At 43.9% G+C, this 14489-nt stretch carries 14 protein-coding genes and 1 pseudogene; 6 read left to right on the forward strand and 9 right to left on the reverse strand.

All coding sequences use genetic code 11. The annotated features are described in order from the left end of the window. Window positions 1-162, reverse strand: a pseudogene (locus tag B3763_RS07935) (3-oxoacyl-ACP synthase); the annotation flags it as partial. Window positions 163-415: 253 nt separating this feature from the next. On the opposite strand from B3763_RS07935, the gene B3763_RS07940 reads away from it, so the two are divergent. Continuing rightward, on the forward strand, window positions 416-1207 hold the full coding sequence (locus tag B3763_RS07940; protein ID WP_286745491.1) for a DUF6503 family protein: 792 nt from the start codon (window positions 416-418) through the stop codon (window positions 1205-1207). Here the strand turns inward: B3763_RS07940 and B3763_RS07945 are convergent. Beyond that, window positions 1204-1902, reverse strand: a complete 699-nt coding sequence (locus tag B3763_RS07945) for an SOS response-associated peptidase (RefSeq protein WP_286745493.1) — start codon at window positions 1900-1902, stop codon at window positions 1204-1206. The two genes, B3763_RS07940 and B3763_RS07945, sit on opposite strands and share 4 nt — an antisense overlap. A gap of 190 nt (window positions 1903-2092) precedes the next feature. On the opposite strand from B3763_RS07945, the gene B3763_RS07950 reads away from it, so the two are divergent. From B3763_RS07950 to B3763_RS07960, 3 genes are all read left to right on the forward strand, one after another. Then, on the forward strand, window positions 2093-3721 hold the full coding sequence (locus B3763_RS07950) for a pyruvate dehydrogenase complex dihydrolipoamide acetyltransferase (protein WP_286745495.1): 1629 nt from the start codon (window positions 2093-2095) through the stop codon (window positions 3719-3721). A 144-nt stretch (window positions 3722-3865) separates the two neighbouring features. Continuing rightward, window positions 3866-4405 (forward strand): ATP-dependent protease subunit HslV, encoded by a 540-nt coding sequence (gene hslV / locus B3763_RS07955; protein WP_189629829.1) that lies wholly within the window; start codon window positions 3866-3868, stop codon window positions 4403-4405. Window positions 4406-4516: 111 nt separating this feature from the next. Next, window positions 4517-5038, forward strand: a complete 522-nt coding sequence (locus tag B3763_RS07960; RefSeq protein WP_286745499.1) for a hypothetical protein — start codon at window positions 4517-4519, stop codon at window positions 5036-5038. Between the two features lie 89 nt (window positions 5039-5127). Here B3763_RS07960 and B3763_RS07965 read toward each other — a convergent pair whose 3' ends face one another. After that, entirely contained in the window at window positions 5128-6315 is a 1188-nt protein-coding gene (locus B3763_RS07965; RefSeq protein WP_286745501.1) for an aspartate aminotransferase family protein, read from the reverse strand. Window positions 6316-6372: 57 nt separating this feature from the next. Here B3763_RS07965 and B3763_RS07970 point away from each other — a divergent pair, with 57 nt between their 5' ends. Continuing rightward, on the forward strand, window positions 6373-7938 hold the full coding sequence (locus B3763_RS07970) for an ArnT family glycosyltransferase (RefSeq protein WP_286745503.1): 1566 nt from the start codon (window positions 6373-6375) through the stop codon (window positions 7936-7938). On the opposite strand, the gene B3763_RS07975 is transcribed toward B3763_RS07970, so the two are convergent. The 6 genes from B3763_RS07975 to B3763_RS08000 form a co-directional block, all read right to left on the reverse strand. Next, window positions 7935-8309 carry a response regulator gene (locus tag B3763_RS07975; RefSeq protein ID WP_189629833.1) on the reverse strand — a complete coding sequence of 125 codons (375 nt, stop codon included), beginning with the start codon at window positions 8307-8309 and terminating at the stop codon, window positions 7935-7937. The two genes, B3763_RS07970 and B3763_RS07975, sit on opposite strands and share 4 nt — an antisense overlap. Before the next feature lie 139 nt (window positions 8310-8448). After that, window positions 8449-9402, reverse strand: a complete 954-nt coding sequence (locus B3763_RS07980) for a transketolase family protein (protein ID WP_286745505.1) — start codon at window positions 9400-9402, stop codon at window positions 8449-8451. A 9-nt stretch (window positions 9403-9411) separates the two neighbouring features. After that, the gene (locus tag B3763_RS07985; protein WP_286745507.1) at window positions 9412-10260 is read right to left on the reverse strand and encodes a transketolase; all 849 of its coding nucleotides are present in this window, start codon (window positions 10258-10260) and stop codon (window positions 9412-9414) included. 27 nt (window positions 10261-10287) lie between these two features. Next, window positions 10288-10737 (reverse strand): thioredoxin-dependent thiol peroxidase, encoded by a 450-nt coding sequence (gene bcp, locus B3763_RS07990; protein WP_189629836.1) that lies wholly within the window; start codon window positions 10735-10737, stop codon window positions 10288-10290. Window position 10738: 1 nt separating this feature from the next. Next, complete coding sequence (locus B3763_RS07995; RefSeq protein ID WP_286745511.1) at window positions 10739-12643, reverse strand: M23 family metallopeptidase; 1905 nt, start codon at window positions 12641-12643, stop codon at window positions 10739-10741. Then, complete coding sequence (locus B3763_RS08000; RefSeq protein WP_189629838.1) at window positions 12630-13238, reverse strand: fumarylacetoacetate hydrolase family protein; 609 nt, start codon at window positions 13236-13238, stop codon at window positions 12630-12632. Before B3763_RS08000 ends, B3763_RS07995 begins: the two co-directional genes overlap by 14 nt. Window positions 13239-13428: 190 nt before the next feature. Here B3763_RS08000 and B3763_RS08005 point away from each other — a divergent pair, with 190 nt between their 5' ends. After that, window positions 13429-14256: a M48 family metallopeptidase gene (locus B3763_RS08005; protein WP_286745515.1), complete on the forward strand. Its 828-nt coding sequence runs from the start codon at window positions 13429-13431 to the stop codon at window positions 14254-14256. Window positions 14257-14489 lie beyond the last annotated feature (233 nt).

The following is a 14489-nucleotide window of genomic DNA, read 5'->3' on the forward strand; positions in this document are numbered from 1 at the left end:
GATACGGTGTCTTTTTCCGGATTAAACCAACGTCTTTCCTCAATGCCCGTACGCTCAACGATCCACTCATGGTTGGTTGTCCATTATTTTTTCCAGATCGCTGTTCCTCACAATGTTTTCAGGCACATAATGGCCAAGTCCGACTATTCTAGATTTTTTCACAGGCAGGAGTTTTTGTTTGAGTATTATTCATAACCGCTCTTCACAGCATCGTTGCCTTTTTGGGCAACGCACAATTTACGCAAAATAGAACAATGGCGGCATTTTGCCACAAGCCGCTCCGTAAATTGTGGTGAGGAAAGGCTTAAAACATGTAAGAGCTAACATTTTTGGTGAGTGGCTGGCACACAACCCAAAATAAGCTTTAGTTTGCCTGCTGGAAAAAAAGCAACATACTCAAAACATATTCGTAACAGTGTTGGAAAGTAGTTTGAGAGAAATGATGAAAGGTGGTCTTTGCTGTTTTGTGGCCTTGGTACTGGTGACCTTTACAAGCTGTGGTGATCATGAAAAAGAGCTTACTGCCGATGAGATCATTCAAAAAGCGGTGAAGCGTCATGGAGGCGATAATTACGACAACATGGAAGTGGAATTTGACTTTCGCAATCGCCACTTCAGAGCAAAAATCAGCAATGGAGAATATGTTTACGAACGCAGTTTTAAAAGTGACAATGGCTGGGTAACAGACATATGGTCTAATAAAAAATTTAAGCGCATGGTAGGGGAGAAAGAAATAAAACTCGACCGTGAAGATATGCGCACATACCGTACGGCTACTAATTCTGTAATTTATTTTGCACTTCTTCCCTTTAACCTGGACGATCCGGTGGTGAACCGGCAACTAATGCGTTCGGTGGAAATTAAAGGGCAACCCTACTACAAAGTAGAAATTACCTATGGTGAAAATGGAGGAGGGCAAGATTTTGAAGACGTGTACATTTATTGGATACACAAGGAAAACTTCACGGTAGACTACCTGGCCTACTCCTTTAATATAAATGGAGGAGGGGTTCGCTTTAGAGAGGCCTACAACCAGCGTGAGGTCGAAGGCATACGCTTTCAAGATTATATGAACTATACCATAGAAGAAGACTTTCCTGCCCACGAATTAGACTATGCCTTTGTAACCAACAAATTAAAGCTGGTGTCTAAAATTGAGTTGGAAAACGTTGAAGTAAGACTTTTTCCGCAACCGCAGGCCGACTAGCTAAATAAAGTAAGGTTGCCAAACTGATTAGCAGGAGGCACCTTCTCCCACAAGGCGTTCCCATTAAAATTAGGATCTGCTAAACGCGGGTTAATTGTATAGTGTTTTATGGGCTCGTCACTAAACGGCTTAACAAACTCCAGAATGCTTTCGGCTGTGTTGCTGTCATTGAGCCATTCCATCATTAGGTCTTCATTAAGAATGGCCGGCATTCGAGAGGTAACTTCGCTTACATCGCCAGAGGCCTCGGTGGTCAAGATCATAAAAGTATTCACCTGTTCACCATCTTCTGTTTCAAAGGTGTCCCATATACCGGCTATACCAAAGAGCGAATTGTTTTGCAGATAAAAGCGGTACGGAACCTGTTCTTTTTTGCCCAGGTCTTTCCAATCATAAAAACTATCGGCAGGGATTATACAACGTTGCTGCTTTAGACTTTTACGTTGAGAAGCCTTGCTTAGGAGGGTTTCTACAGGTGCATAGAGCAGCTTATGGCTCACGCCTTTACTCTTTGTAAAGGAAGGGTGGATGCCCCAATAAAAATAGCTTAGTACATCAGGGTCGGCACTGGTTATGGCCGGTAATAGCTGAGTAGGTTGCGCGTTAAAGGTGCCTTGGTGATTGTCAGGAACTTCAACACTAAAATGTTCTTGAATAAGCTGAGCTTCGGATGCAATAGAGAAGTTAGGGAGCATTTAGTCGATCTAAAATTGGTATTCCAAGTTCGTTAAAAAAGCCTTTGGAATCAAATTGTAAAAAACTTGTTTGCAAAGAAAGCAATAGCCCAACAAAGTGTATGACAGATCGGGCTTTATTCTGGTATCTTTAATTTGAATATAGATTGTTTTAAACCTATTTTTGGAGCCTAAATTTTGACGGAGCAATATGGCTGAAATTGTAAAAATGCCAAAGATGAGTGACACCATGGAAGAAGGTGTTATTGCGGTTTGGCATAAAAAAGTTGGTGATAAAGTAGAATCTGGAGAATTGATGGCCGAAATCGAGACCGATAAGGCTACCATGGACTATGAATCATTTCATGAAGGCACTGTGCTGTACCTTGGTGCAAAAGAAGGAGAAGCGGTAGCCGTAAATGGCATATTGGCAATTGTTGGCGAAGAGGGAGAAGATTATAAAGCCCTTTTGAATGGAGCCCAGGAAGAAGCCACCGAAGAAAAGAAAGAAGAGAAAAAGGCAGAACCCCAAAAAGCTGCTGAAAAAATAGATACCAGCAACATCAATGCTGAAATTGTACGCATGCCCAAAATGAGTGACACCATGGAAGAAGGTGTTATTGCGGCATGGCACAAGAAGGTAGGCGATAAAGTGGAAGCAGGAGAACTAATGGCCGAAATTGAAACCGATAAGGCCACTATGGAATACGAGTCCTACCATGATGGTACCGTACTTTACCTGGGAGCAGAGGAAGGAAGTTCGGTAAAAGTAGATGGTATTTTGGCAGTAGTTGGTGAAGAAGGTGCCGATTATGAGGCACTCATTAAGGCCGACCAGCAAGGAGGTACTTCTGATGATGAGCCGACTCCGGCTGCCAAAGAAGAGAGCAAACAGGAAGAAACCAAGAGCGAGCCTATATCTTTGGGTTCTTCCTCAAGCAATACATCAGGAAGCAATGGCCGGATCAAAGCCTCTCCTTTAGCAAAGAAAATGGCAGAAGAAAGGGGGATTGACATCAGCCTTGTAAAAGGTAGTGGAGATGGCGGACGTATTGTGAAGCGTGATGTCGAGAACTACGTACCAAGTCAGCAAGCGCAGGCTCCGGCTCAGGAAGCCGCTGCAGCTCCGGCTGTGCAGCTACCCAAAGTAGTTGGCGAAGAAAGCTTTGAGGAGATGAGAGTGAGTCAAATGCGTAAAACCATTGCTAAGAGACTTTCTCAAAGCAAATTTACCGCACCGCACTTCTACCTCACCATGGAAATCAACATGGATAAGGCTATAGAAGCCAGAAAGAGTATGAATGAGGTTTCACCGGTAAAAATATCGTTCAATGATATGGTCATTAAGGCTGCCTCGGTGGCCCTGAGAAAACATCCACAGGTAAACTCATCATGGCTAGAAGATAAAATCCGTATAAATCACCATGTGCACATTGGTGTAGCCGTGGCGGTCGATGAGGGACTGCTTGTGCCTGTTGTACGATTTGCCGATAGTAAACCACTTTCGCATATTTCTGCCGAGGTGAAAGAGTTGGGAGGAAAGGCCAAGAATAAAAAGCTTCAACCCGAAGAAATGTCGGGCAATACCTTTACCATTTCTAACCTGGGAATGTTTGGTATAGATGAATTTACGGCCATCATTAATCCGCCTGATGCCTGTATTATGGCCGTTGGAGGCATTAAAGAAACAGCCGTAGTTAAAGATGGTCAGTTGACCATTGGAAACATTATGAAGGTAACCTTATCGTGCGATCACCGTGTAGTGGATGGGGCAGTAGGTTCCGCCTTCTTGCAAACCTTCAAGAGTCTGCTGGAAGATCCGGTGAGGCTGTTGGTATAAAGAACTAACAAATGCTGCTTTAAGAGCCTCAGACTTTTATGTGTAAAAGTCTGAACCGATTGCTCATTAAAACCAGAATGCCGAAGGGCTACGGTTTTGGGTAATGGCTTTTGAAGCAGCATTTTTCATTAAAGCAAATTGAAAATGACAAAGATAAAATCGACAACCGTTTTGGCCGTAAAGCATAATGGAGGTATTGCCATAGGTGCCGATGGTCAGGCTACTATGGGAAACACTGTGGCTAAGAGCAATGTAAAAAAGATCAGGAAACTTCAGGAAGGTAAGATAGTGACCGGCTTTGCAGGATCTACTGCTGACGCCTTTACTTTGCTGGAGCGTTTCGATGAGAAACTAAATGCCTATGGGGGTAACATGAAACGCGCAGCCATAGAGTTGGCCAAAGACTGGCGTATGGATCGTTACCTGAGACGGTTGGAGTCTATGCTCATTGTGGCCGATAAAGAAGACATATTAATTCTCTCCGGAACCGGTGATGTATTGGAGCCTGACAATGGCATTGCAGCCATAGGATCAGGGAGCATGTATGCCCAGGCGGCAGCTCAGGCTCTGGTAAAGCATGCTCCTGAACTTGACAGCTATAAAATTGTTGAAGAAAGCTTAAAAATTGCTGCTGACATCTGTATTTACACCAATAGTAATTTGATTATTGAGAGAATTTCCTAAATTTGTGTTTAGAAATAGTGCAACTTTTTCTAACACCAACAACACCTATCATTTTCTAACTATTCTGAGATATTCAGACATTGAAAGCGCATGCTTTCTAAAACAAAGAAAATGAAAACCATAGGTAGATTATTAATTCTCTCATTCTTAACTGTAGTGCTTGGGGCTTGTGCAGAGTCTCCGGTGGTTAACTATCAGGAAGCTACAGAAGGCAGACTTCTGTTGGGAGCCAATGTGCACCTGGGAAATGGTGAGGTAGTAGAGAATGCTGCACTTGGTGTAAAAGATGGCTATGTGACCCTTCTGGCTGCCGATGCACTAGATCAGTTAGACCTGAGAAAATTTCAGGTAGATCGGTTAGGGCCGGAGTACCATATTTATCCTTTTAAGAAAATTGATGCCGGAAATTCTGGGATTGTCCTGGCAAGGGCCGATTCAGAACCAATAAATATTGCGATACGCGACAAAGAAGTGGAAAAATGTATAACCATTGGTTGTGAAGCGCAGTTGTTAATATGCTACGGAAGCATTCAAGATATCTCCAAGTTCAGAGTTGACTATGTGGTGATGGGAGGAGAGAAAGTTAAGATAATGAGGCAAAGCGACTACGGTTCCGCTATACTGCCCGATTAAATTGTAACAGTCTGATCATATACATAAAAGGCCGCTGTGATATCATAGCGGTTTTTTGTTTTTGAGCCGTTTTTAAGTACATCAGTCCTTTATTGGCAAGCTTCCTCAATTGATTCCCTAATCAACCTTCCGGCAGTTTCTATATCTTCCATACTTATATTGATGGGAGGAGCCAGGCGGAAGCTTTCAGGGCAAGAGAGAAACCAGAAAGTAATAATACCTCTCTTTAAACAGGCTTGAACAATTTTTTGAACCAATTCAGCATGCTCAAATTCAATGGCGAACATTAGCCCCTTTCTGCGAATCTCCTTTATGGCCGAATGTCCAATAGCTTTTTCCAAATGGTAGCCTTTTTCTTCAACCGAAGCGAGCATATTCTCTTCTTCAATAGCCCTGAGGTTGGCCAAAGCGGCAGCACAGTTTACGGGATGCCCGCCAAAAGTAGTAATATGGCCCAGCATGGGAGCATGGGTAAAGAGATTCATTTTTTCATACGAAGAAATAAACGCTCCAATGGGCATTCCTCCGCCAAGGGCTTTGGCAAGGGTGAGGATATCCGGTACTACTTCATAGTGTTCAAAGGCAAACATTTTACCGGTACGACCAATGCCTGTTTGTATTTCATCGAAAATAAGCTGAGTCCCTGTTTGGTTGCACTTATTGCGCAATGCCTCCAGAAACTCCCTGGTGGCTATGCGTACCCCGGCATCTCCCTGAATAGGTTCTACCAAAACAGCGGCAGTTTTTTCAGAAATAAGTTCTACATCGGCTAGTCGATTGAAATGAATGAAGCGAACATCGGGCAATAAAGGTCTAAAACGATACTTCTTGGTTTCGTTGCCCGATACACTAAGAGCTCCGTGAGTGCTGCCATGGTACGACTTGTGGCAGGAAATTACTTCTGTTCTGCCAGTAACCCGTTTGGCTAGTTTTAAAGCTCCTTCAATGGCTTCGGCTCCGCTGTTTACAAAATAGCTACAGTTTAGACTTTTGGGGAGTAGCCCGGCTAGCTCAAGAGCCAATTGGTTTTGAGGTGTTTGAATAAACTCTCCGTAGGCCATTACATGCATATACTTGTCTAATTGCTCTTTAATGGCGGCTACTACTTTGGGATGTCGATGGCCTATGTTTGTTACCGCTATACCGGAAATGAGGTCGTAGTATTGCTTACCATTCTTATCAAAAATATATGTGCCTTCGGCATGGCTCACTTCTATAGCCAATGGGTGAGGAGAGGTTTGAGCCAAATGGTGCAAAAAGATTTCCTGCGAGTTCATGTGCGAAATTAATGAAGTTCTGCATTCCCATTGGTACCTATTCATTAGTTTTGACCTATGTTGAATACCACTCCTTTTAGCCCTTTTGAGAAAGGATTTTTGTGGTTCTTTCTGTGTCTGGTTGTATTCGCCTTTTATTATCAGTTGGGTATCTATCCATTGTTTCTGGAGGAGCCCCGTAGGGGATTAATTGCTCTGGAAATGATGATGCAGGACAATTACTGGGTTCCGACACAAACGGGTGATTTGTACTTCAGGAAACCACCGTTGTACAATTGGCTTCTCATTTTGTCGTACAAGGTATTTGGTGTCAATGAGTGGGCTACCCGTTTTTTTTCGGTTTCAAGTCACCTGCTTTTAGGGCTTATCACCTATCTGTTTTCTAAGAGATATTTGGGCAATGCATTGGCTGTGCTTGTGGCCTTTAGCTATTTGTTGGCGGTGGATATACTGGTCTATTTTTCGGCTTTAGGCGAAATAGACTTGTTCTATGCGCTGCTTACCACCCCAATACTTTTTGGGATATTCCACTACGGGGAAAAGGGTAGCTACCTTAAGCTTTTTCTTTTGGTATATGGGCTAACAGCCCTGGCCTTCCTCACCAAGGGCTTAAGTGCCCTTCCATTTACTGGCATTAGTTTGTTGGTATATTTCAGTTGGAAAAAGCGTTTTAGAGAGCTTTTCTTTTGGAGGCATTGGTTGGGTGTCTTGCTGTTCTCAGTCCTGGTAGGAGGGTATTTTTATAAGTATAGCCAGTACGAGGAAGTGAGCGGATGGTGGACTACTTTGTTCAGCGAATCAGCCGAGAAGGCCACAGGAGGAGGCTTTTCTAAATGGATTAATCATTTAATAGCTTTTCCCCTCGATACACTCAAAAACCTGCTTCCGGCTACTTTTTTCTTGCCCGTTATTTTCAGAAAGCAGATTATCCAGTTGCTTAAAGCCAACCGATTGGTTTGGTATGGTGTGCTCGTATTCCTTAGTAATTTTGCGGTGTATTGGTTGTCTACTGAAGGGCGATCGAGATACATTTACCCCTTGTTCCCTTTCGCTTGTCTGGTGTTGATTTATGCCGGAGAGTTGTCTGGCGTTCGCTGGAAAGATAAGTACCTTAGAGCAGTTTCCATTGTTTGTGCGGGGCTTATGATTATCGCTTTTGCAGCCATTCCGTTTTTACCTTCCTTAGAAGCGGTTGACAATCGATGGGTAATAACCGGTGTGGGGGTGTTCCTTCTTAGCATGCTTTTAGGGATTACTTTAAAAGGAAGGGTGAGACCCTATTTGGCCGTTTTGGCCGTATTGTGTGTTTTGCGTTTAGGTTTTTCTTTCATTGTTCCGCAAACAAGGGAAAAGACAACGGGTGCAGCCAAAGACAAGGCTTTGGCAACCGAATTTGCCTTACTTACGGAAGGAAAGCCACTTTACAGGCTTGGTGATGTGCGCATGTCGCTAACTGTAGTTTTTTACCTGGAAAGAGAGCGTGGAGAAGTATTGAAACAGAAAGGAGAGTTTTCGCAGGGGTATTTTTTCTGCTATACAGAAGATTTACCTACCACATACCAACCGGTGGGGGAGCTGAGTTATCACGGAGAGCCCATATATTTAATTCGCTATACACCTTAAGCAATTTTTCTGAATCTGCTGTTAGTAATTGCTGCCTGAATGTGGTGCCTGAAGTAATTGGGTAAAACAGGCTTTTGCAGTACAGCCACTATGTCAGACGTTTTTACATCGTCAGGATTGTTGCCGGTAAGTATAAGGGCCGGCATGGCAGCATTGATTTCGTTGGCTTTTTCAACTAACTCCGTTCCATTCATAAACGGAAGTTGATTATCGCTAATCATTAGATCGAAACGCTGCTCTTGTAACATTTGCAAGGCCAGAAAGCCATCGCTGGCATGGAATACCTCATAGTTCCATGATTCAAGCATTTTCTTATATACCATTAATGATACCCTGTCGTCTTCTACCAATAATATCTTGAGTCTGTTCATAACCTTCCTGTTTTATGATTCAAATATTGGCCTAATAATGATGGTACGTGAGATTCTTCGACCATTGGAAGGATTTCTGGGATGAGCATAAAAAAAGCCCAGATGAGAAACCTGAGCTTTTTGGTGACTTTAGCGTCTATTATTTTCGATTGAGTACTTTTCTAACCGCCTTGGCTATATTTTCAGCATCAATGCCATATTTTTTCATAAGCTCATCGGGAGTACCGCTTTCGCCAAATGAATCGTTTACGGCTACCATTTCGAGCGGAGCGGGATGATGTAGAGCCAGCGTCTGTGCTATGCTGTCGCCAAGTCCACCGTTCATTTGGTGTTCTTCGGCCGTAACCACACAACCGGTTTTGCTTACCGAAGCCAAAACGGCTTCTACATCCAGCGGTTTTATGGTGTGTATGTTAATTACTTCTACACTTATGCCCTCTTTGGCCAGTTCCTCTTCGGCCACTATGGCCTCCCACACCAGGTGTCCTGTTGCAAAGATGGTTACGTCCAACCCTTCTATGAGGTGGAGTGCTTTGCCAATTTCAAATTTCTGATCCTCAGGGGTGAAAATAGGCACTTTGGGGCGCCCAAAGCGTAGGTAAACGGGGCCCTGATGCTCAGCAATGGCTATGGTAGCGGCCTTAGTTTGGTTATAATCGCATGGGTTGATCACCGTCATGTGAGGCAACATCTTCATCATGCCAATATCTTCCAGTATTTGGTGGGTAGCCCCATCTTCGCCAAGAGTAAGACCTGCGTGTGAGGCACAGATTTTTACATTCTTGCCGGAATAGGCAATAGACTGTCTTATCTGATCGTAGACTCTTCCGGTAGAAAAGTTGGCAAAGGTTCCTGTAAACGGAATTTTTCCACCTATGGTCAGGCCAGCAGCAATACCCATCATGTTGGCTTCTGCAATTCCTACCTGAAAGAATCGGTCAGGATTCTCATCAATAAAATCCTGCATTTTCAAAGAGCCCACCAAGTCGGCACAAAGGGCCACAACATCAGGGTTGATTCTACCGAGTTCAGCAAGGCCAGCGCCAAAACCTGAACGTGTATCTTGCTTTTGAGTGTAAGTGAATTTTGTCATGTTGCTGAATTAGTAGTCGCCTAGGGTTTCGTTCAATTGAGATAGGGCAGAGGCCAGTTGCTCATCGTTAGGGGCAATTCCATGCCATTTATGAGTGCCTACCATAAAGTCTACTCCGTAGCCCATTTCGGTATGCATTAGGTTCATTACAGGCTTTCCTTTACCACTCAGGGTTTTGGCTTCTTCCATGCTTTTTACAATGGAAGCCATATCGTTGCCTTCGCTCTCCATTACTGTCCAGCCAAAAGCTTCCCATTTGGCTCTTAAGTCACCTAGTGACATTACTTCTTCTGTTGGCCCGTCAATTTGCTGGCCGTTCACATCGATGGTCGCAATAAGGTTGTCTACTTTATGGTGAGCCGCATACATGGCCGCTTCCCATACCTGGCCTTCTTCTATTTCGCCATCGCCCATGAGTATGTATACCAGGTGATTGTCTTTGTTTAGTTTTTTGGCCTGTGCTGCTCCACAAGCCACAGAAAGTCCCTGGCCCAAAGAACCTGAGGCTACGCGAATGCCGGGAAGGCCTTCTTCGGTAGCAGGATGACCCTGAAGACGGGAGTTTATTTTGCGGAAAGTGGCAAGTTCGGCTACATTGAAGTAGCCGGCTCTGGCCAATACGCTATACCAAACCGGTGAGATGTGGCCATTAGATAAGAAAAAGATATCTTCATTCTTTCCATCCGGATCGAAATGATCTTTCCTCTCCATCAGGTTAAAATACAGGGCTACTAAAAAATCGGTGCAGCCCAAGGAGCCACCGGGGTGGCCTGAGCTGGCCCCATGCACCATGCGTACAATGTCTCTTCGCACTTGAGAGGCTATTTGCTCAAGTTCTTCGATGTTCTTTTTACTCACCTTTCAAAGTTGTTTATGGTTGTGGAATTATTTTAAAATTTGCGCTGCGTGGTCTTTGGTTTTTACCTTTTCAATGACCTCTTCAATAATGCCTTTTTCGTTAATGATAAAGGTTGTTCTGGCCGTGCCCATGTACTTTCTGCCATACATTTGTTTTTCTACCCAAGTGCCAAACTGTTCGTGAATGCTCTTGTCTTCATCGGCAATGAGCGGAAAGGGCAGCTCAAATTTATTGATGAAGTTTTGGTGTTTTTTGGGAGAATCGGAACTAATACCTACCACTGCGTAGCCTGCCTTAAGCAGTGCTTCGTAGTTATCGCGCAGGTTGCAGGCCTGGGCGGTACAGCCGGGTGTATTGTCTTTGGGGTAGAAGTAAAGAGCCAGTTTTTTTCCGGCAAAATCTGAAAGTTTTATGGTGTTTCCATCTTGGTCGATGCCTTCAAAGGCAGGGGCTTTGTCGCCTACTGTTAAGCTCATGCTATTCAATGTTTAGTTTTAGAATTGATTCGTTTCCGGCATTATCTGCCACTTTCAATTCAAACTCTCCTTTGAGTGGTTTGTTTTTATGAAGCATTTCTGACCAAATGAGTTTCTTTTTGGGTTCATAATGCATCAGCAACCACTCGCCATTCAATTTCGCTTCAAAGTTATTAATCCCTGAAAGTTTATCGTCAATAGTCAGGCTAATTATATTGTTTTGAACAGACCTTTTCCTGATGGTTGGAGGTTCAAGGTCTTTCAGTAGGGTGTACTTACCGAAACCATGCATGGTAAAGCGGGCTTTTCCGTCCTTAATGGTGCCTCCAACAAAGCCGGCATTTCCGGAACCATCTACCATATAGAGTCGGTATTGGCTGAGCGAATCGTAGCTGCCCAATAGCTCCATTTCTACCTCTATTCCCCCCTTAAGCGGATATATATCTTCTGAGAATTCAAATACATCTTTTCCCGTTTTTTCGTCTACATAATGTTTGGCTCTGAAATACAGCGTATCGAACAGAGTTGATTTAGAAAATTTCAGGGAGTAGGTGTCGGCCAGAAACGAGTGTTCGCTAGCGGCAGGCACACGGTCTGAATAGGCTATTTCCTGACGGCTACCATCTCTGTAAACGACTTCCAGTGGAAGCACTTTTCTCAGGTCTATGAGGTACACGTTCTGTTGGTCGTTGTAGTAGGCGGGTTCATAGACCTTGGATCCTTGTTGGTTATAAACCGTGATTTTATTGTTGATGCTATCTCTGGACTGAAAAAGCATCAGAGTATTGTCTAGCGTATACGAGTTGTACTTTACTTTTATGGGGTCCGACAGACACTCTATTGTTGGTAACCCCTTAATGACAAACTGCACCGTACTTTTGTTGCCGTAGGCATCGCGGGCTTCAATACGCACATTCTTTATGGCATTGGCTTCAACCAACAGATAGCCGTTGTTTTTCTTTTTCGGGTAGAATTTCAACGGGTTGCCATCGTCTACATATAGCTTGTTGAATCTCTTGCGAGTTTCTTTGGCAGCCTGATAGTTGGTGTGAATGAGTATATTTTTCTGGAGCGAAAAGTTAATGCTATCAATGTTTTGCTGAAAATAGAGTTCGTCATTTACATATACATCGATAAGCGGTACTCCATTGCGGTTGGAAGCACCGTTCAGTTGATCGTAGGTAAAAATTTCCATGCCTATCTGTCCCAGGGCATAGATGGTGTCGGTATGAAGTCCGCGGCTGTTTTTAGACTGTAGGTCGAATTCAAAGCGGCCAAATTGTTGATTGACCCTGGACTGTATGTTGTTGGTCTTTAAGGCCAGGGTTTCAATTTTAGGAGGAATGTTGTCTTTAATTTGATTGAAGCCAATGCGCAAAGGATCGAGTACTTCGTGGTTTACTCCCCGGATTTCGAAATGGAGATGAGGCCCGGTGGAAGACCCTGAATTACCGGAGAATCCAATCACTTCGCCTTTTTTAACCGTGAATTCTCCTTTTTTAGGAAAGAGGTTAACCTCGAACGACTTTCTTCGGTACTGCTCTTTCAGAGTGTATTCGGCAATGGCTTCACTGAAATTTCTAAGGTGGGCGTAAACGGTAGAGGTTCCGTTAGGGTGTTGAATATAAATACAGTTACCATAGCCTCCTGTGCCTACACGAATGCGGCTCACATAGCCATCGGCTGAGGCCAATACGGAAAGGCCTTCTACTCCGTTGGTCTTAATGTCGAGCCCGGCATGGAAATGACTGGAGCGTAGTTCGCCCATGTTGCCGCTTAAGAAATTATCCTTTTCCGGCTGAATGGGGAATACATAATAGTCTTTATCTATTGCATCGTATTGTGCAAAAGCATGGGAGCTAAGTGCGACCAGCAGGGCACCTACAATGAACTTACTTAATTTCAACTTCCAACATTTTTGTTCCTTCTATAAACGCTTCTAGCTTATCGCCAATGGCTATGGGGCCAACCCCTGCTGGGGTACCGGTAAAGATGATATCTCCTTTCTTTAATGTAAAGTAGCGCGAAACGTAGGCCACTATTTCATCGAACGGAAATAACATCAGGCTGGTATTGCCCTGTTGTTTCATGTCACCGTTTTGGTGCAGTGAAAAGTTGAGGTTGGCAAGGTCGAAATCGGTTTTTGAAACAAAGTCAGATATGGGGGCCGAGCCATTAAAGGCTTTGGCAATTTCCCAGGGCAATCCTTTTTCTTTGCATTGCTGCTGCAAATCTCTTGCCGTAAAGTCTATGCCAATGCCTATTTCTTCGTAGTACTTATGGGCAAATTTAGGGTCGATATATTTGCCTTCTCTATTGATTTTGAGGAGTATTTCTACCTCAAAATGAATGTCTTTGCTAAAGTCGGGGTAGTAGAAGGGAGCGTTGTTTCTCAGCAAAGCCGTGTCGGGTTTCATAAATACAACAGGCTGGCTGGGTTTTTCGTTATTCAGTTCTGCAATATGGGCAGCGTAGTTTCTGCCAATGGCAATAATTTTCATAGAGTAGTTTCAGTTTCGGAACAAATTTGACTCAAATGTATTTAATCACTAGGTCTGGTAAACGCTTAAATTTGTGAGCATCTACAGATGCTTAAAAAAGCACATTGGCCAGAACAAATTTAAAATACCCTAGTCGTTTGACAACCTAAAGAGATTGTTCAACTTTGAATAGCTAAAGATACAAACAAGCATGAAAGCAACCTTGAAAACGCGATTTGCAGTATTGATTTTTACACTGATGGTGGGCATTTGGGCCTGCACGACAGTGCCTATTACCGGAAGAAAACAAATGACGGGGCTTATTGGCAACCAACAGGTTATAGCCATGAGTGCCGATGCCTACAAACAGGTAATGGATTCTGTAAAACTATCTGACAATGTGCAACAAACGCAAATGATCAAGCGGGTTGGCGGACGTATTCAGCAGGCGGTTGAAAAGTATTTGGCCGATAATGGCAAAGCCGATTTGCTGGAAGGATTCAACTGGGAGTTTAACCTGATTGACAATGATACTACTGTAAATGCTTGGGCCATGCCTGGAGGCAAGGTGGCCTTCTATACCGGTATTTTACCTATCTGCAAGGACGACCTAGGGGTAGCTGTTGTGATGGGACATGAGGTGGCCCATGCCGTGGCCAAACATGGACAAGAACGTATGAATAATGCCTATGCCAAGCAAATTGGCCTTTCGATTGGGGCTGTGGCTTTGGGGCAAGACCCAACGTTGGGTCAGCGTTTGGTTTTTCAGGCAGTTGGACTGGGCTCAGAGCTGGGGATGCTCGCATTTTCCAGAACGCATGAGTCGGAGGCCGATGAGCTTGGGCTGATCTTTATGGCCATTGCCGGCTACGATCCTTCTGAAGCTCCCAAGTTTTGGGAACGCATGTCGGCCAATAGCGGTGGGCAGGCGCCTCCGGAGTTTCTTTCAACTCACCCTTCTCATGAAACCCGTATCGAGCGCCTCAATGCCAAATTGCCGGAGGCTATGGAGTATTACAGAAACAGCGAAATGAAGTAACAGGGTAGAATTTTAAAGCCAGGAAGTGGATATTAACTGAGTGATTATAGTTACTGATCCACTTCATTGCGCTTTGAGACACCTTTTACCGATCGTGACCTTTGGCTTTGTCGCATCGATTGTCCGCTCAATTCTCCCTATTTAAGTTTGGGTTTAATAGGGAAAAGCTGGTGCCACCTTCAAGCCTCTGTCATCCTTGTTCCATAACCAATCCTTATAGACGAATCAACCAA

This window comes from Roseivirga sp. UBA1976, assembly GCF_002336325.1.
Classification (GTDB): Bacteria; Bacteroidota; Bacteroidia; order Cytophagales; family Cyclobacteriaceae; genus Roseivirga; species Roseivirga thermotolerans.